Genomic DNA, 17,926 nt, shown 5'->3' with positions numbered 1-17,926 from the left:
ACAGATTAGAAAAAGTAATGTTTTATTCCCGATCGGTTATCTATATTGAAAACGCTAAGAATACCTAATGTTTAAGTCCCGACCTTTATCCTTTTATTTTCTTTCTCGAGGAGATGAGAAATGCGTGTCGCCGCCGGGAACAAACATTCTCTGACTCGCCTGATGGCCGTGGTATTAACCGGGATTCTGGCCGGTCTGTCCGGTATGGCGCTGGCGCTGATTTTACATGCCATTCAGCACCTGGCTTTTGGCTACAGTCCAGCGCATATCGTCGGTTCGGTATCATTTTTACAGGGTGTCACGGCGTCGCCCTGGCCACGTCGCATCGCGGCAATCGTGGCCGGCGGCATCGTCGCCGGATTTGGCTGGTGGCTGCTTGGTCGCTATGGGCAGAAGCGGGTTTCCATTGCCGCGGCGGTGGCTAACCCTTCCGTCCCCATGCCCGCAGGCACCACGACGATCCACGCTCTGCTGCAGATCGTCACCGTCGCGCTGGGGTCCCCGCTTGGCCGCGAAGTGGCTCCTCGGGAAATGGGCGCGCTGGGAGCGGGGATGGTGGCGCGTAAGCTGCGCCTGCTGGAGGATGAAACCCGTACGCTGATTGCCTGTGGGGCGGGCGCGGGCCTGGCGGCGGTGTATAACGTCCCGCTGGCAGGGGCGTTGTTCACCCTCGAGGTCATGCTGCTGTCGTTTAGCTGGGAAAAAACGCTGGCGGCGATAATGACCTCGGCGATTGCCGCCTGGACGGCCACCCTCGGGTTAGGGGATGAATCGCAATACCATTTTGTTTCCAGCGCGCTTCCGCACACCTTTCTCTGGTGGGCGATTCTGGCGGGCCCGATTCTTGGCGCCGGCGCCTGGCTCTTTCGCAAAGCGACCAGCGCAGCGCGTTCACGCGTGCGAAGTAACTGGCAGATGCCGGTGTTCTGTCTGCTGGCGTTTTCGCTTCTGGCCGTCCTTAGCCTCTGGTTCCCTGCGCTACCGGGCAATGGCAAGGGGCCGATGCAGCTGGCGCTCAGCGACGGGCTGCCTCACTCCATGGTCGCGATCCTGTTAGGGCTGAAGCTGGTGGTGATCCTGGCGGTGTTGCGCGGCGGCGCGGAAGGCGGGTTGTTAACCCCGGGGCTGGCGGTGGGCGGGCTGGCCAGCCTGCTGCACTGCGCGCTCTGGCAATCAGGGTTCCCTGGCGGAGATGAAAGCAGTTTCGCCCTGGTGGGGGCAGCCGCTTTTCTCGCCGCCTCCATGCAGATGCCGCTGACGGCGGTGGTGCTGGTGATGGAGTTCACCCACATGGATCACAGCTATCTGGCCCCGACGCTGCTGTGCGCGGCAGGGGCGTTTTTGACCTGCCGGGTACTGGATAAAAAATAGTGCTTTTGAAATGAATGAAAAAAGGCCGGTAAACCGGCCTTCAGAAAGGTATCTGAGATTACTCGATATTCTGGATCTGCTCGCGCATTTGCTCGATCAGCACTTTCAGCTCAATCGCAGAGTTGGTGACCTCGGCATTGATCGATTTTGACGCCAGGGTGTTCGACTCACGGTTGAACTCCTGCATCATAAAGTCGAGACGGCGACCCACAGCCTCTTTCTTTTTCAGAATGTTGTAGGTCTCTTTTACGTGGGCTTCGAGGCGGTCCAGCTCTTCGGCAACGTCGATACGCTGCGCCATCAGCACCAGCTCTTGCTCGAGACGGTTATTCTCCAGCTGCACTTCCGCATCTTCCAGCTTGGCGACCAGACGCTCGCGCTGCCACTGGAGAATTTCCGGCATATGGGCGCGAACTTTCGCCACTTCGCCGCTCACGCCTTCAAGACGCTGCTCGATAAGCGCTTTCAGCGCCTGGCCTTCCGTTTCGCGAGCGACGATGAAGTCATCCAGCGCGCCGTCAAGGGCTGCCAGAATGTCGGCGGCGATGGCGTCAAGATCCTGTTCTTTGGCGGCCATCACGCCCGGCCAGCGCAGGATATCAACCGGATTGATTTCCCCTTCATCGCTCTGCATTTTTACCCAGTTGGCGGCGTTAACCAGCTGTTTAGCCAGCTTTTCGTTGAGAATCAGTTCGCCCTGAGCGCTGGGGTCTTGTTCAAAACGCAGGGTGCATTCGACTTTACCGCGAGTCAGGCGGGCGCGAATGCGCTCGCGTACCACGGGCTCCAGGCTACGGAACTGCTCCGGCAGGCGGAAGTACGTTTCCAGATAGCGCTGGTTTACCGAGCGCAGCTCCCATGCGGCGCTACCCCAGTCACCCTTGATTTCACGGCGGGCATAGGCGGTCATACTGCGGATCATAGTCGTTCCTGTTTTTAAAGGAGAGTGGGGAGGATTATAGCTTTCGAGACCTTATCAGGATAGGAATAAGCGCCTTTAATCCGTATAATGCGCAGCCACATTCGTTTCAAGCCGGAGATTTCTATCATGCGTCCAGCAGGTCGTAGCGCCAACCAGGTGCGCCCCGTTACCCTGACCCGTAATTACACAAAACACGCTGAAGGCTCTGTGCTGGTTGAATTCGGTGATACCAAAGTGCTGTGCACCGCCTCCATTGACGAAGGCGTACCGCGTTTCCTGAAAGGACAGGGACAGGGGTGGATCACCGCTGAATATGGCATGCTGCCGCGTTCAACGCACACGCGTAACGCGCGTGAAGCGGCAAAAGGCAAACAGGGCGGCCGGACGATGGAAATTCAGCGCCTGATCGCCCGTGCGCTGCGCGCGGCGGTTGATCTGAAAGCGCTGGGCGAGTTTACCATCACCCTCGACTGCGATGTGCTGCAGGCCGACGGCGGCACCCGCACCGCGTCTATTACCGGTGCCTGCGTGGCGCTGGCCGACGCGCTGAATAAGCTGGTGGCGGCCGGCAAGCTGAAAACTAACCCGATGAAAGGGATGGTGGCGGCGGTCTCTGTTGGGATCGTTAATGGCGAAGCCATCTGCGATCTGGAGTACATCGAAGACTCTGCCGCGGAAACCGACATGAACGTGGTGATGACCGAAGATGGTCGCATCATCGAGGTGCAGGGTACGGCAGAAGGCGAGCCGTTCACCCATGAAGAGCTCCTCACTCTCCTGGCGTTAGCCCGAGGGGGGATCGAATCCATTATTACGACGCAGAAGGCGGCGTTAGCAGATTAGTTTTTAAGGCGACTGAGAAGTCGCCTTTTTTTTGACCGTAAAAAAGTAAGATGAGGAGCGAATCCATGAAGCCGTATCAGCGCCAGTTTATTGAGTTTGCGCTTAGCAAGCAGGTTCTTAAGTTTGGCGAGTTCACGCTGAAATCCGGGCGTAAGAGCCCCTATTTCTTTAACGCCGGCCTGTTTAACACCGGGCGCGATCTGGCTCTGCTGGGCCGTTTTTATGCCGAGGCGCTGGTGGATTCCGGGATTGAGTTCGACCTGCTGTTTGGCCCGGCCTACAAAGGGATCCCGATTGCCACCACCACCGCGGTGGCGTTAGCCGAACACCATGACCGCGACCTGCCTTACTGCTTTAACCGTAAAGAGGCAAAGACTCACGGCGAAGGCGGCAATCTGGTCGGTAGTCCACTGCAGGGCCGGGTCATGCTGGTGGATGATGTGATCACCGCCGGTACGGCGATTCGCGAATCCATGGAGATCATCCAGGCCAACGGCGCGCAGCTGGCGGGTGTGCTGATCTCCCTGGATCGTCAGGAGCGTGGCCGCGGCGAAATCTCCGCCATTCAGGAAGTGGAGCGGGATTACGGCTGCCAGGTTATCTCGATCGTCACCCTGAAAGAGCTGATCGCTTACCTGGAAGAGAAACCGGAGATGGCGGAACACCTGGCGGCAGTTCGCGCTTATCGCGAAGCCTACGGCGTGTAACGAAAAAGCCCGGTAAGCAGAGCGCTACCGGGCAATGCAAAAAAACTACTGCAGCTGTGCGGCGACCAGCGGCCAGCGGGCGTCGAAATCATCCGTCGGACGGTATTTGAACTCGCTGCGCACAAAGCGCGACAGCATGCCCTCGCAGAAGGCCAGCAGCTGGCTGGCCAGCAGCGTTTCGTCGAGAGTGTAGCCTTCGCCTTCGCGCATTTTTTTCTCGCGCATCACCTGACGCAGCTGCACTTCGATGCGTTCAAAAAGCTGGTTGATACGGCCCTGCAGCCGATCCTGTTCGAACATCAGCGCGTGTCCGGTGAGGATGCGCGTCAGCCCAGGATTACGCTCGCCAAACCCAAGAATCAACAGAACAATCAGGCGCAGGCGCGCGGATGTGTCCTTCTCATCTTTCAGAATCAAATTGATGCGCGTAATCAGACTGTCTTCAATGAACTCGATCAGGCTGTCAAACATGCGGGTTTTGCTGGGAAAATGGCGATACAGCGCGGCTTCAGAAACGCCGACGGAAGCCGCCAGTTTCGCGGTGGTAATACGTTGGCTACCATCGCTGGATTCCAGCATTAGCGCCAGAGATTGAAGTATTTCTTCGCGACGATTCCGTTTCGCAGTTTGCTTTTCTGCCATGTTTTAAAATACCCCTGAAAATAAGCACTTGTCAGGCAGACATCCACAACGCGACCGCAAACCAGAGTTTGCGGTGATGTTATTGCATTATGCGCGTTGGGATGCAGATTCCGTGTTGCTGGGCTTATTTACGCCCTGAGTGACCGAAGCCGCCTTCGCCGCGGTCGGTGGCATCGAAAGATTCCACCAGGTTAAATTCCGCCTGCACGACCGGCACAAAGACCATCTGCGCGATACGTTCGCCCGGCTCGATAATAAAGCTCTGCTGACCGCGGTTCCAGACGGACACCATCAGTTGCCCCTGGTAATCGGAGTCGATAAGGCCCACCAGGTTGCCCAGCACCACGCCGTGCTTATGACCCAGGCCCGAGCGCGGCAGGATCACCGCCGCCAGAGAGGGATCGGCGATATGAATCGCAAGGCCGGTCGGCAACAGCGTGGTTGCGCCCGGCGCCAGCTCTACGGCGTCGTCGAGACAGGCTCGCAGGTCAAGTCCGGCGGAGCCGGAGGTGGCATAGGTCGGCAGCGGAAATTGCTGGCCGACACGCGGGTCCAGAATCTTAACGTCGATTTTTTTCATCATAACGGGTCACGATCTCGTCGAGTAATAATTGGCCCAGGAGTTCCTTGCGCTCAAGTGGTAAGCGCTTTTCCCCATCCTGCCAGAAAAGGTGTAATGCGTTGCTATCGCTGTTAAATCCCTGATTAGGCTGGGAAACATCGTTGGCGCAAATCAGGTCGAGGTTTTTGCGGGCACGTTTTTGCCGCGCATATTCTTCCACATTATTCGTTTCGGCGGCAAACCCAACGACGTAGGGGCGATGCGATTTTAGCGCTGCAACCCCGGCGACGATATCCGGGTTTTTAACCATTTTTATTGTTAATTCATCACCTTGTTTTTTTATTTTATCTTCGGCGATGGCGGCGGCGCGGTAATCCGCCACCGCGGCGCAGCCAATAAAAATGTGCTGCTGCTGAGCGCTGGCCTGGACGGCCGCTTCCATTTCCAGCGCGGTAGTGACATCAATGCGCTGCACAAAGGGCGGTGTCGGTAGCGATACCGGTCCGCTGACCAGGGTCACGTTCGCGCCGCGCTGTGCGGCGGCGGCGGCAATCGCGAAGCCCATCTTACCGGAGCTGTGGTTTGAGATGTAACGTACCGGATCCAACGGCTCACGGGTCGGGCCCGCGGTAATCATGAGGTTGAGATGTTGCAAATCTTTGACAGGGGAGGCGAAATGCTGTGCGACCATCTCCACGATGGTTAACGGATCGAGCATTCGCCCCGGGCCGACGTCGCCGCAGGCCTGGCTACCGCTGTCCGGTCCCCACAGCAGCAGGCCGCGGGATGCGAGCGTCTGCAGATTATGCTGGGTGGCCTGCGCGCGATACATCTGCTGGTTCATGGCGGGCAAGACGGCAACCGGGGAAGGGGTGGCGAGACAGATCGTCGACACCAAATCATTGGCCATGCCTGCCGCCACGCGGGCGATCAAATCGGCGGTCGCCGGGGCGAGGATCACCAGGTCGGCCCATTTTCCGAGCTCAATATGGCCCATGGCCGCTTCCGCCGCCGGATCGAGCAGGCTGTCGGAAACCGGATAGCCGGATACCGCCTGCAGGCTGAGTGGGGTGATGAACGCTTTTGCCGCCTCCGTCATTGCGACACGCACTTCCGCGCCGCGTTCACGTAGTCGCCGTACCAGTTCCGGGGTTTTATACGCCGCGATACCGCCGCTGACGCCCAGGACGATTTTTTTACCCGCCAGAGTCATCATGATGTATTCCTGTTGCCGTAGACCAGAATCCGCGCATCTTATCACAATCCTGCCGCCGTCGTGCCTCTGACGGGCATTCACTTTGCGAGCGGCTACGCAGGGTGAAAAGCGGCGGGTCGGCAGCGTCGTCAGGTTGTGCCAGGATAGGCTGATTCACGCAGGAGGGCGCATGGACGGAACGGAAAATCTGATGCCACGGGAGAAGATGCTGCAATTCGGCATCGAGGCGCTGACGGACGTTGAGCTACTGGCGCTGTTTCTGCGCATTGGCACACGCCGTCAGGATGTGCTGAGCTACGCCCAGGCGTTATTGCAGCGTTTTGGTTCGCTCTACGCTCTGCTTTCCGCTGATAAAGCGCAACTGGTTGCCGTTGACGGGCTGGGGCTGGCGAAATATGCGCAACTGAAGGGGATTGCCGAGCTGGCGCGGCGCTATTTTAGTTCGCAGCTGGTTGAGGAGGCCGCGCTGGTCACCCCCTCGATGACGCGGGAATTTTTGCAAAGCCAGCTGACGGAAGAGGAGCGCGAGATCTTTATGGTGATCTTTTTAGATAATCAGAACCGCGTGTTGAAACATAGCCGCCTTTTTTCTGGTACTCTTAGCCACGTTGAGGTGCATCCGCGAGAAATTGTACGCGAAGCCATCAAAGTGAACGCCGCCGCCGTGATCCTTGCGCATAATCATCCCTCCGGTAGTCCGGAGCCGAGTCAGGCTGACAGGCTGATTACCGAAAGGGTGGTAAAGTGTTGTCGATTCATGGAGATACGTGTGCTTGACCATCTGGTTATCGGCCGCGGTGCGTATGTATCTTTTGCCGAACGTGGCTGGATTTAGCCCCGAACTGGCGATCCTTCGGGATCTTTGTCTGTTCGGGACTTGAGCACATCGCCGAGTCAGCGTATACTACGCCACCTTTGAGAATCTCGGGTTTGGCATTTGGGCCTGGCAGTCGAGAGTTCACATTGAACTGCGATGACCAGGCTGTAAAGCCTGACGAGGCGCCAATACCCCATACGAAGCTCGAGCTAATTTGATTTTTGGAGAATAGACATGTCCCGAGTCTGCCAAGTTACTGGCAAGCGTCCGGTGACCGGTAACAACCGTTCCCACGCACTGAACGCGACTAAACGCCGTTTCCTGCCGAACCTGCACTCTCACCGTTTCTGGGTTGAGAGCGAGAAGCGTTTTGTCACCCTGCGCGTATCTGCTAAAGGTATGCGTGTAATCGATAAGAAAGGCATCGATACAGTTCTGGCTGAACTGCGTGCCCGTGGCGAAAAGTACTAAGTACTTAGAGGAAATAAATCATGGCTAAAGGTATTCGTGAGAAAATCAAGCTGGTTTCTTCCGCTGGTACTGGTCACTTCTACACCACCACGAAGAACAAACGTACCAAACCGGAAAAAATGGAACTGAAAAAGTACGATCCGGTTGTACGTCAGCACGTTATCTACAAAGAAGCTAAAATCAAATAATTTTAGCCTCCTTGTATAAAAACCCCGCTCCGGCGGGGTTTTTTGTTTTTAAAACTCCCCCATATTGCTTTCACACACTCCCTTTTCAGCCACCTGTCCGTGAAGCACAATACGCCGGGTTAATGGAGGAAAATCATGCCTGAATTACCAGAGGTTGAAACCAGCCGCCGCGGCATTGAGCCGCACCTGGTTGGCGCAACCATTCTGCACGCCGTCGTGCGCAACGGACGGCTGCGCTGGCCGGTTTCTGAAGAGATTTATCGCCTGAGCGACGTTCCGGTGCTCAGCGTGCGTCGTCGCGCCAAATACCTGCTTCTGGAACTCCCGAACGGCTGGATCATTGTCCATCTCGGGATGTCGGGAAGCCTGCGCATCCTGAGCGAAGAGCTGCCTGCGGAAAAACACGATCACGTTGATCTGGTTATGAGTAACGGTAAAGTCCTGCGCTATACCGATCCGCGCCGCTTTGGCGCCTGGCTGTGGACCAAAGAGCTGGAAGGCCACCCGGTGCTGGCGCATCTGGGGCCGGAGCCGCTGAGCGACGCCTTCAACGCCGATTATCTCCAGCAGAAATGCGCGAAGAAGAAAACCGCGATCAAACCCTGGCTGATGGATAACAAGCTGGTGGTGGGCGTCGGCAATATCTACGCCAGTGAATCGCTGTTCTCCGCTGGGATCCACCCTGACAGGCTGGCGTCCTCACTGTCGCGGGACGAGTGCGAGCAGCTGGTGAAGGTGATTAAGCTGGTCCTGCTGCGTTCGATAGAGCAGGGCGGCACCACGCTGAAGGACTTCCTGCAAAGCGATGGCAAGCCCGGCTATTTTGCCCAGGAGCTACAGGTCTATGGCCGCAAGGGCGAACCCTGCCGGATCTGCGGCACGCCGGTTGTCGGGACCAAGCATGCCCAGCGGGCGACCTTTTATTGCCGCCAGTGTCAGAAATAGTCACCGGAACAGGAATGATTGTCGGCCAGGTCAGCGGACCTGCGGGGGCGCATCTGGTGGGCCGGGGACGTTTGTAGGCCAGGTGAGCGCAGCGCCAGCCTGGCACATGTCCCAGCAGATGCGTTACTTCAGCTTATTCAACAGCGCCTGGTGGACGTTGGCTGGCAGGAAGTGAGAGACATCGCCCTGGTGGCGCGCGACTTCTTTGACCAGCGAAGAGGAGATAAACGACCACTCTTTGCACGGCATCAGGAACACGCTCTCAAGGGTGGGCATCAAATGGCGGTTCATATGGGCCAGCTGCATCTCATATTCGAAATCCGCCACCGCCCGCAGGCCGCGGATCAGGATATTGGCCTGCTGCGCGCGCGCGAAGCTGGCCATCAGGTCGCTGAAGCCGACCACCTGAACATTCACCAGGTGGGCCGTCGCCTGCTCCGCCAGCGCAATACGTTCATCAAGGCTGAACATCGGCTTTTTACTCGGGCTGGCGGCGATAGCCAGCACCACTTTATCGAACATACTCGCCGCGCGGGTGACGATATCGATATGGCCATTGGTGATGGGATCGAAGGTACCCGGATAGATCGCTTTTGTGCTCATGATGACTCTTTCTCCGAGTAGCCGTGGCTCAGCGCCCACAGCTCGGTATATTTCGTAAACGTATACTGCGCGTTGACCATCGCCAGTAACCAGCCCTGCTTACCGTCCAGCACCCCACCGCGCAGCAGCAGCGTTTTCAGGAACGCGCCCAGCGTGTGGCTGAATATCCCCGCCATCGAGGTCTTCTTGCCCTTCTGGTGGCGTTCTAGCGCCCATGCGGCGGCATACGCCAGCTGTTTTTGCTGAAAGCCAGCGAAGTCGCGGCACGTCAGATGCAGGAGATCGCCGGTCAACGGAATGACCTCGGCGCCCAGGCTATCCAGCGATTCATGGACCAGATTATCGTTATAGCGGTAACGGGCGCGTTCGTACAGGCGCAGGACGCGATCGGGGTACCAACCGCTGTGGCGCATAAAGCGTCCGAGAAAATAGTTACGGCGGGCGATGCTGTAGATGGCGCCGCGCTGCGGGGCTGCCAGTACCGTAAGAATAGCCTGCCTGAGTTCCGGCGTGACGCGCTCATCGGTATCGATCATCAACACCCAGTCGCCGGTGGCGTAGTCCTGCGCGCGCTGGCGCTGAATGCCATAGCCTCGCCAGTCGGTATGGGTATAGACCTGCGCCCCGAGGCGGCGAGCCAGCTCGACGGTGCCGTCGGTACTGCCGGAGTCGAGGACGATAATTTCATCCGCCCAGCTAACGGAGTCCAGACAATCCGGCAGCAGGTCCGCTGCGTTTTTGGCGATCATCACCACGGAAAGCCGGTTCGACATTAATGACTCCGCTGCGGCAGGTAAGGTTGCAGTAACTGTAGCAGACGCGACAGCGCGCCCTGGTTTTGGTGCAGCACTTCCACCGCGTGACGGCCATACCACAGGCGGTAGTCTTCATCGGTCAGCAGCGTGGAAACCTCTTTGACCAGCGAGTTAGCGTCGGTAACGGTGATCAGGCCATCGTCCTGCTGCAGCTTGGCGCAGATATCTTTGAAATTGAAGGTATGCGGCCCCATCAGCACCGGAATGGCGTGCGCCGCCGGCTCGAGCGGGTTATGGCCGCCGCGCTCCACCAGGCTGCCGCCGACGAAAGCGAGGTCGGCAATGCCGTAGAGCAGCATCAGTTCGCCCATGGTATCGCCAATGACCACCTGGGTACTGGAGGAGGGGATCTCGCCGGTGCTGCGCAGAGTGAAGCTCATTCCGGCTTTTTGCACCATGTCGCGGGCGTCAGGGAAGCGCTCCGGATGGCGAGGAACAAGGATCAGCAGCAGGTTCGGAAAGGTCTCCAGCAGCTTTTTATGCGCCTGGAGGATAATTTGCTCTTCGCCATCGTGGGTGCTGGTGGCAATCCAGACTTTGCGGTGCGGCGCCCATTGCCGGCGCAGCGTCACCGCGCGGGCCGCCAGTTCTGGCGTGACGGAGATATCGAATTTCAGGCTGCCGGTGACCGCCAGCTGGTTGCGCTTCAGTCCCAGCGCGAGGAAGCGGTTGCCATCTTCTTCATTCTGCGCGGCGATAAGCGTAATACGGCTCAACAGGCGACGCATAAAGCCGCCCAGTTTGGCATAGCCTTTGGCGGAACGTTCGGACAGGCGGGCGTTGGCAATCACCAGCGGGATCTTACGCTTATGCAGCGCGGCTACCATATTCGGCCACAGTTCGGTCTCCATGACGATCACCAGCTTCGGCTGAACGGTGTCCAGGAAGCGGTTCATGGCGCCGGGCAGATCGTAGGGCAGATAGACGTGATGGACATCTTTGCCGAAGGCCGACATGGCGCGCTCGGAGCCGGTCGGCGTCATGGTGGTGACGGTGATCGGCAGAGAAGGGTAGCGGTGGCGCAGGGCGCGAACCAGCGGGATGGCGGCTAAGGTCTCGCCGACGGAAACGGAGTGCAGCAGAATGCCATCCGGCTCTACCTTGTTCTGACAGAAGCCATAGCGTTCCGCCCAGCGTTTACGGTAGGCAGGAGCCTTACGACTGCGCAGCAGCAGCCGCAGCCACACCAGCGGCTGAATAAGGTAAAGTAGGGTGGTATAAAGCAATTCCAAACTATTTATCCGTTCTCTGTTTTGGCGGGCAAATTCTAAGCATTTAGCCCGCGTAAAGCTATCTCTTTGGCGGAAACAGCGGGTTTTTGGTCTATCCCGCGTGGCGATAACGCTTAATACGCAGATAACGGCGTCCCAGGCGCCAGCGTAAACGGAAAGTACAGGCGTTTTTCCAGATTAACCGCCAGATACCGCGGTCGAAGAATTCTTTAATGATAACATGCTTTTTCGACTCATCTTTCATACTGTCGAAGGTGTGGATGATCCCCAGGCCTTCTTTGGCGATCTGCCAGCGACAGGCGGCGATATGGCGCACTTTGTCCGGGTAACGCTGGTTGATCGCCTCCAGCATCTCCAGAATTTTCATGTAATGGCGCGCCGAACGCATCAGCGTGTCGTCGTTGTCCGGCTTATGCGACACCGACTCAGAGTGGATGTAGTAATCATAGAATTGCTGACTGGTGTACTGCACGCGCTCCGCGGCCAGCAGCGCCTCTGTGGTCCACGGGATATCCTGATGGCGCAGGCCGGGCTCGAAATGGAAGTGATGCTGGCGGATAAAATCGTGGCGATAGATATTGAGCCAGGTGACGTGCAGAAATTTCCGCGAGTCCAGGGCCTGCTTGAGCCAGACATGGCCCGGCAGCACACCGGTCGAGGGCAAGCGATCCAGCGGAAAGATCGGGTGGCTCTCGCGGCGCTTTTCGTACACGTAGGTGCCGTTGCAGGTGGCGACATCGAGATGTGCTTTCTCCGCCATCTCCAGCAGCGTGCGATACATGCCCGGATAGAGTTTATCGTCGATGTCCGGAAACGCGAGGTACTTGCCGCTGGCAACCGCCAGGCCGGTATTGCGCGCGACCGAGACGCCCTGGTTTTCCTGCTCCAGCACCTGGACGTTCTGCAGCCGATCCCGCCATTCGGCGATCACCGCCAGGCTGTTGTCCGTCGACCCATCGTTCACCAGGATCAGTTCATAGCTGTCCAGCTGCTGCTGTTCAATGCACTCAAAGAATTGCGCAAGAAATTTCTCACCGTTGTAGACGGCAGCCACGATGCTCAGTAAAGGCGTTTGACTCATAAATCTTCGATCCTGGTTAACTAACGGCGTCAGATGCGCTGCAGCTGACGGTACTGCTGACAAATGGACACGACGCTGAATTTTTCCAGCGCGGCATCGTCGATGGCCGGCGGGTTATGGTAAATGCTTTGCATCGTCTGAGCCAGCGCCGGACTGGTGAGATCCGCCAGACCGCGGGCAAGTTCGCCGGTGAGGATCTCGGTGACGCCGCCGGGGCAGCGGGTGCTGGCGACCGGGGTATGCAACAGCAGCGCCTCCACCACCACATTGCCGAATCCTTCGCTATCCGAGCTCAAAACCAGCATCCGCGCGCCTTTGATCCACGGTAAGGGGTTTTCCTGAAAACCTTTGAACCACACCCGGTCGTCAATCTGCAGCGTTTTGGCCAGCTGGCGCAGGCGCTGCTCTTGCTCCGGTTTCCCCTGGCCTAACAGCACCAGCGGCGCGTCGATGCCGCTTTGCGCGTAGGCTTCGAGCAGGCGGTCGTGTCGTTTGCCGGGATGGAAGCGGCCGACGTGAATCAGGTAGTCGCCGTCCGGGCGCTCGCTGTCGGCTTCCGCCCCGGCGCGCAGGGCGGCGATATCGAAGGGGTTATAGATGGTTTTCAGCTGCGCCGGGCGCAGGGCGAAGGCGTCCACCAGATCGCGCCCCACGGCGTCGGAAACCGCTACCACGTTGCGCCCCTGGTAAATCCGCTTAATTTTCTGCTGCTTCATCCAGCGATCAAAGCCGGTACGGTGACCAAGATAAGAGGCCGAGAAGACGCCGTGCAGGCAGAACCAGACGTTGCGCTCGCGCAGCGCCCGGCTGCGGGCGACGATGCGGTCGGTTTTGTGCAGGTTGGAGAGCACAAGGTCAAATTGTCCCTGCTGCTCGGCCCGGATGACCGCGGCGTCCAGCTGGCGGGCGCGGCGGGACAGCTCGGTCAGCTTGCGCCACGGTTTGCGGCAGCGATCGGCCACCACCTGGTAGTCGAGCCCCTCGGGCAATGGGTACTCGCAGACGTCGCGTAGCGAAATGAGCGAGACCCGATCGCCGTCGCGCAGGAACTGCGCCGCCAGGGTGAGAACCACTTTCTCCGCGCCGCCGCCGGGCAATCCGTCAATCACAAATAAGATGCGCATCGTTATTTCACCAGATCCTGATAAAGGGAAAGCAGCTGGGTTGAGAGGCGCTCGCTGGTGCAGGCCATGATGCGCTCGCGGGCGCGGTCGCCTTCCGCGGAGCCCAGCGCGCGGGCAGGCAGGGCCATCACCGCCTGCTGCAGCGCCGGGATATCCAGGGCGTCGCAGACGTAACCGTTGTGGCCGTTGACGATAAACTCCGCCCCGCCGCAGCCGGTGGTGGTGATCACCGGCAGACCGCAGGCCATTGCCTCAAGGATGACGTTGGGGAACGGATCGTAGAGGGTCGGCAGCAGCAGGCCATCAGCCATCTGATAGAACGGCAGCGTCTCCGACTGCATGCCGAAGAAGCGCACCCGCGCTTCGCAGCCGAGACTCTTCGCCAGCGCCTGATAGCGCGGCTGATCTTTATCTTTGCCAACCACCAGCAGATAGCGATCGGTCGGGGCGATGGCGCGGATCGCCGCCGCCAGCCCTTTACGCTCAAAGCCGGAGCCGACGTAAATCAGGCAGGTCGCCTGCAGCGGCAACTGCCATTTGGCGCGTAAGGCGGCAAAGGTTTCTTCGCCCGGCGGCAGGAAACGCTGGTTATCAATGGCGTTATAGATAACGTGGATCTTGTCCGCCGGCAGGCCAAAGTCTTCGATGATCTCGCGTTTGATCATCTCGGCGTTGCAGATCACCCCGCGCAGATGCGGGTCTTCGTACATCTCCCGTTCCGCTTGCATCACATAACGGTGGTAGCGGTCGGCAAACAGCAGGCGGCTTTTCCAGGCCGGTAAAATGCGCGAGCGCTGTTGCAGCCAGCGGCGATGAACGCCGTCGCCGGCGCGGTAGAGATCGCAGCCGGGAATACGCTCATGGCTCTGCACCAGATCGAAAGATTCGCGCTGCCAGAGCGCCCGCGCGGCGTTGGCAAACCCGCGCTCGCGGCTGATGCGCCCCCATTTGCGCGGATTACAGATATGGATCTGCCAGTCCGGTTTCACCGGCCCCTGCCATTCGCGGGTGATGACGTTCAGCTGCAGATGACTGCTGTCGAGGGCTTCCAGCGCGCGGGAGACAAACCGTTCTGCGCCGCCGTCCGGGCGGTACTTCTGCCGCACCAGAGCCAGCCTGAATTTACTCATGCCAGTACCTTTTTCGCCGCCGCGATCACGGCGTCGGTAGGAATTAAATCGAGATAACGTTCCTCGGTGTCGGTGTTGATGGCGTCCGGGTCGGGCAGCGGACCGAAGTCGCCTGCCCAGATCACCTCGCCTTTCGCCTGCCATGGACGCCAGAAGGTCAGCTTCGAGGGGCCGAACAGGGCGACCAGCGGGGTGCCGAGAGCCGCAGCCATATGCATCGGCACCGAGTCGACGCCGATAAACAGCCGGGCGTGATCGATCACCGCCGCCAGCTGGCGCAGCGTTAACTGGCCGGCTAAAGAGTGCAGCCGCGCCTGCGGGCAGCCGGCGATGATGGTCTCCACCATCTTCTTCTCTCTATCGTCGGGGCCGGAGGTGAGTACCACCGCGTACCCTTCGGCGGACAGCGCGTTGATCAGCGCGCTCATCCTGTCTTCGCGCCAGCATTTAAAGAACCAACGCGACGTTGGCTGGATGACGATGTAGTTATCCCGGAAGTCCTCCGGCAGCAGGGCGCGGCTGGTGGCCCAGTCTGCTTCGCTGTAGCCCATCCGCGCCGGGGCGTCGTTCAACTGGATACCGAGCGGAGCGAGGATAGAGAGATTCTGCTGTACCGTATGCAGCTGATTATGCTGTTGGGTGGCGGCCAGCGCGGTGTGGCAATAGCGCCAGAACGGGTGGCGACGCTTCGGAAAATCAAAGCCGATCCGCGTCGCGGCGCCGGTCAGTTTGCTGATAATCGCGCTCGGCCACTGGTCGGCAAGGTTGAGCACCATATCGTATCGCTGCTGGCGCAGCGTCTGAATGAGCTGCCATTGCATCTTCAGCTGATGCTTTTTCCCCTGCTTTTTCCAGCGGCGGTCGAGACCATAAATATGGTGGATATCGGGGTTGGCGGCGAGCATATCCCGGGTCTCTTCATACAGCAGGACATCCACGCTGGCGGCGGGATACTGCTGTTTCAGCGCGTGAATAAGCGGGGTGATCAGCAGCATGTCGCCATGATGGCGCAGCTTAATGACCAGGATCCGCGCCGGGTTCAAGGGGCTGCGGGAGAGGGTTTCAGGCGTCATACTCTGTTCTTCATCCAGGATAAGGGTTCCGATTCTAGGGGATCAGACAGATTGAGAGAAGCGTTGTATTGCTCTACCATGACCCGATACGTATGGCCTGAGGACGTTTTCGTGCACAATCCCGCATTTCTCATCACGATTGATACAGAGGGCGATAACCTCTGGCAAAAACATGACAGCATCACCACCGAGAATGCGCGTTATCTCCCGCGTTTTCAGCAGCTTTGCGAAAAGTATGGCTTTAAACCGGTCTATTTGACCAATTATGAAATGGCCATCGATCCCTTTTATATCGAATTCGCCAGAGACGTGATTGCCCGCGGCACTGCGGAAGTCGGTATGCATCTGCATGCCTGGAACAGCCCGCCGACCGAGCCGCTGACCGCCGATGACTGGCGGCATAAGCCTTATCTCATTGAATACAGCGATGCCATGATGCGTGAGAAGGTCGACTATATGACGCGTCTGCTGGAGGACACCTTCCAGACCAAAATGGTTAGTCATCGCGCCGGGCGCTGGGCCTTTGACGAGCGCTATGCGCGTCTGCTGGTGGAGTACGGGTATCAGGTGGATTGCTCGGTGACCCCGCGGGTGAACTGGAAGACCGCCAAGGGGGCGCCGCAGGGCGATGGCGGGACCGATTATCGTCGCTTCCCGCAGCATGCCTATTTCCTCGATGAAAATGACATCAGCCGCGAGGGCCGCTCGCCGCTGCTGGAAGTGCCGATGAGCATTCAGTACAAGCACTCCGCGTGGATGAACAGCGTGAAGCAGGGCTACGACCGCCTGCGCGGCAAAGTGCGTTCCCCCTCCGTGCACTGGCTGCGTCCGATGGGCGGCAACGTGGAGACGATGAAAAAAGTCGTCGAACAAACGTTGACGCAGGGCAATGACTACGTGGAATATATGCTCCACTCTTCAGAATATATGCCCGGCGGCAGCCCCACGTTCCAGAATGAACGGGATATTGAGCGTTTATACGCTGACCTTGAAGCCTTTTTTAGCTGGCTGGCGCCGCAGGTGAAGGGCATGACGTTGGCAGAATATTACCAGCGGAAAATCACACAGCGCTAACACAGCTCAAGGTACCGTATGCGTATCCTTAAACAATTGACGCGGAAAAAGAACGCTTTTTTCCGCGGTATTAAATTTAATTTAATTAACTATCGATACAGAAATAAGCCGGCGCGCAAACCCTTCGACCCGGCCCCCGTGCGCCGCGTGCTGCTATTGCGCCTGGACGATAAAGTCGGCGATATGGTGGTGACCACCGGCTGCGCCAGAATACTGGCCGAAAGGGGATATCAGGTTTCGGTGTTAACCGGACCAATATGCTGCGAAATATTAGCCGGCTCAGAATTCATTGAGCAAGTATATTTATATCGACCACGCATGTCCTTAAATACGTTACGGGCGGCGGGTTTTGATGCGGTTATCGATTTTGATGACGTGACCAGCTATGAACGCTTTAAATTACTCGCCGATTTACGGGCGACTAGCGTGATTGGCTTTAATAAAGAGCCCTATAAACTTTACGATCATTCGATCGCTTTTTTTGACAGCAACAGCCATATTTCCCTGCGCTATCAACAGGTGGTGAAGCTTTTTGGCGTCGTTGACGACCAGCCATACGACTATCATCTCCCCGGCTGTCGCCATGAGCGGGAGAAAGTGGCGCGCTTGCTTTCCCAGGCCGGAGAGGTCGCACTGCGCATCGCCATTAACCCTTTTACCGCCTCCGAGGATAAAGACTTCTGTCGTCATCAGGTGGCGACCCTGGTCGAGCGGCTACATGCTCTGCCTTACCGGGTCTGTATCGTGATGGTGGGTCGCAGCGAGAAAATTCAACAGCTGGGGCTGGATATGGCGCTGTACGTCGCCGACAGCACTATCAACTCCGCCGTGGAGGTGATTCGCAGCTGTGATTTAGTCATTACGCCGGACACCTCGATCGTGCATATCGCCCGCGCTTTCGATAAACCGATGGTGGCGGTCTATAACAAACGCAAACTCAAGGATACCGGGCTGCCCGGCTATCATATCTGGGCGCCGGGCTATGACAAAGCGAGGCAGATCGTTTGTGAAGAAGCGAATGTCGCCGATGTGGCGATTGAGTCGGTATGGCCGGTGATTAAAGAGCAGGCCGACCGGCTGGTCGCCGCCCGCAGTTAATAGAAAAGTGAA

20 protein-coding genes are annotated in these 17,926 nt (G+C 58.2%); 9 read left to right on the top strand and 11 right to left on the bottom strand.

Annotation, left to right across the window (positions count from 1 at the left end):
- The first annotated feature begins 120 nt into the window (after positions 1–120).
- Positions 121–1,371 (top strand): chloride channel protein, encoded by a 1,251-nt coding sequence (locus ACLH1U_RS18620; RefSeq protein WP_411299394.1) that lies wholly within the window; start codon positions 121–123, stop codon positions 1,369–1,371.
- Between the two features lie 58 nt (positions 1,372–1,429).
- On the opposite strand, the gene ACLH1U_RS18615 is transcribed toward ACLH1U_RS18620, so the two are convergent.
- A complete protein-coding gene (locus ACLH1U_RS18615; protein ID WP_002922636.1) occupies positions 1,430–2,293 on the bottom strand; it encodes a YicC/YloC family endoribonuclease in 864 nt (287 codons plus the stop codon).
- A gap of 126 nt (positions 2,294–2,419) precedes the next feature.
- Here ACLH1U_RS18615 and rph point away from each other — a divergent pair, with 126 nt between their 5' ends.
- Positions 2,420–3,136: a ribonuclease PH gene (gene rph / locus ACLH1U_RS18610; protein WP_023319338.1), complete on the top strand. Its 717-nt coding sequence runs from the start codon at positions 2,420–2,422 to the stop codon at positions 3,134–3,136.
- Between the two features lie 65 nt (positions 3,137–3,201).
- Positions 3,202–3,843, top strand: a complete 642-nt coding sequence (gene pyrE, locus ACLH1U_RS18605) for an orotate phosphoribosyltransferase (protein WP_004205073.1) — start codon at positions 3,202–3,204, stop codon at positions 3,841–3,843.
- A gap of 45 nt (positions 3,844–3,888) precedes the next feature.
- On the opposite strand, the gene slmA is transcribed toward pyrE, so the two are convergent.
- The 3 genes from slmA to coaBC all read right to left on the bottom strand — a co-directional run bounded on the left by slmA (position 3,889) and on the right by coaBC (position 6,260).
- The gene (slmA, locus tag ACLH1U_RS18600) at positions 3,889–4,485 is read right to left on the bottom strand and encodes a nucleoid occlusion factor SlmA (RefSeq protein ID WP_004205072.1); all 597 of its coding nucleotides are present in this window, start codon (positions 4,483–4,485) and stop codon (positions 3,889–3,891) included.
- Between the two features lie 124 nt (positions 4,486–4,609).
- Positions 4,610–5,068, bottom strand: coding sequence for a dUTP diphosphatase (gene dut / locus ACLH1U_RS18595; protein WP_004145270.1), 459 nt, complete (start codon positions 5,066–5,068; stop codon positions 4,610–4,612).
- Positions 5,046–6,260 carry a bifunctional phosphopantothenoylcysteine decarboxylase/phosphopantothenate--cysteine ligase CoaBC gene (gene coaBC, locus ACLH1U_RS18590; protein ID WP_004205070.1) on the bottom strand — a complete coding sequence of 405 codons (1,215 nt, stop codon included), beginning with the start codon at positions 6,258–6,260 and terminating at the stop codon, positions 5,046–5,048. Before coaBC ends, dut begins: the two co-directional genes overlap by 23 nt.
- A 172-nt stretch (positions 6,261–6,432) precedes the next feature.
- On the opposite strand from coaBC, the gene radC reads away from it, so the two are divergent.
- From radC to mutM, 4 genes are all read left to right on the top strand, one after another.
- Positions 6,433–7,098, top strand: a complete 666-nt coding sequence (gene radC, locus ACLH1U_RS18585) for a RadC family protein (protein ID WP_017900054.1) — start codon at positions 6,433–6,435, stop codon at positions 7,096–7,098.
- 216 nt (positions 7,099–7,314) lie between these two features.
- A complete protein-coding gene (gene rpmB, locus ACLH1U_RS18580) occupies positions 7,315–7,551 on the top strand; it encodes a 50S ribosomal protein L28 (RefSeq protein ID WP_000091955.1) in 237 nt (78 codons plus the stop codon).
- Positions 7,552–7,571: 20 nt separating this feature from the next.
- Positions 7,572–7,739 (top strand): 50S ribosomal protein L33, encoded by a 168-nt coding sequence (gene rpmG, locus ACLH1U_RS18575; RefSeq protein WP_002922510.1) that lies wholly within the window; start codon positions 7,572–7,574, stop codon positions 7,737–7,739.
- Between the two features lie 135 nt (positions 7,740–7,874).
- A complete protein-coding gene (mutM, locus tag ACLH1U_RS18570) occupies positions 7,875–8,684 on the top strand; it encodes a bifunctional DNA-formamidopyrimidine glycosylase/DNA-(apurinic or apyrimidinic site) lyase (RefSeq protein WP_032454367.1) in 810 nt (269 codons plus the stop codon).
- 123 nt (positions 8,685–8,807) lie between these two features.
- On the opposite strand, the gene coaD is transcribed toward mutM, so the two are convergent.
- The 7 genes from coaD to rfaQ form a co-directional block, all read right to left on the bottom strand.
- Positions 8,808–9,287: a pantetheine-phosphate adenylyltransferase gene (gene coaD, locus ACLH1U_RS18565; RefSeq protein WP_004205067.1), complete on the bottom strand. Its 480-nt coding sequence runs from the start codon at positions 9,285–9,287 to the stop codon at positions 8,808–8,810.
- Positions 9,284–10,060, bottom strand: a complete 777-nt coding sequence (locus ACLH1U_RS18560; protein ID WP_032454366.1) for a glycosyltransferase family 2 protein — start codon at positions 10,058–10,060, stop codon at positions 9,284–9,286. Before ACLH1U_RS18560 ends, coaD begins: the two co-directional genes overlap by 4 nt.
- Entirely contained in the window at positions 10,060–11,334 is a 1,275-nt protein-coding gene (gene waaA / locus ACLH1U_RS18555) for a lipid IV(A) 3-deoxy-D-manno-octulosonic acid transferase (RefSeq protein ID WP_004205065.1), read from the bottom strand. Before waaA ends, ACLH1U_RS18560 begins: the two co-directional genes overlap by 1 nt.
- Positions 11,335–11,425: 91 nt before the next feature.
- Entirely contained in the window at positions 11,426–12,415 is a 990-nt protein-coding gene (locus ACLH1U_RS18550) for a glycosyltransferase (protein WP_023291365.1), read from the bottom strand.
- Positions 12,416–12,444: 29 nt separating this feature from the next.
- A complete protein-coding gene (locus tag ACLH1U_RS18545; RefSeq protein WP_023291364.1) occupies positions 12,445–13,539 on the bottom strand; it encodes a glycosyltransferase in 1,095 nt (364 codons plus the stop codon).
- Positions 13,540–13,541: 2 nt separating this feature from the next.
- Complete coding sequence (locus ACLH1U_RS18540; RefSeq protein WP_023291363.1) at positions 13,542–14,669, bottom strand: glycosyltransferase family 4 protein; 1,128 nt, start codon at positions 14,667–14,669, stop codon at positions 13,542–13,544.
- On the bottom strand, positions 14,666–15,742 hold the full coding sequence (gene rfaQ / locus ACLH1U_RS18535) for a putative lipopolysaccharide heptosyltransferase III (protein ID WP_411299393.1): 1,077 nt from the start codon (positions 15,740–15,742) through the stop codon (positions 14,666–14,668). The genes ACLH1U_RS18540 and rfaQ overlap by 4 nt, the downstream gene beginning before the upstream one ends.
- A gap of 111 nt (positions 15,743–15,853) precedes the next feature.
- Between rfaQ and ACLH1U_RS18530 the strand changes: the two genes are divergently transcribed.
- Positions 15,854–16,816: a polysaccharide deacetylase family protein gene (locus tag ACLH1U_RS18530; RefSeq protein WP_023291361.1), complete on the top strand. Its 963-nt coding sequence runs from the start codon at positions 15,854–15,856 to the stop codon at positions 16,814–16,816.
- An 18-nt stretch (positions 16,817–16,834) separates the two neighbouring features.
- Positions 16,835–17,914, top strand: coding sequence for a glycosyltransferase family 9 protein (locus ACLH1U_RS18525; protein ID WP_032454363.1), 1,080 nt, complete (start codon positions 16,835–16,837; stop codon positions 17,912–17,914).
- The last annotated feature ends 12 nt before the right edge of the window (positions 17,915–17,926 follow it).

This window comes from Klebsiella sp. 1SOBk5mer, assembly GCF_046603115.1.
Lineage (GTDB): Bacteria > Pseudomonadota > Gammaproteobacteria > Enterobacterales > Enterobacteriaceae > Klebsiella > Klebsiella quasipneumoniae.
This window is presented reverse-complemented; position numbering and strand designations above follow the sequence as displayed.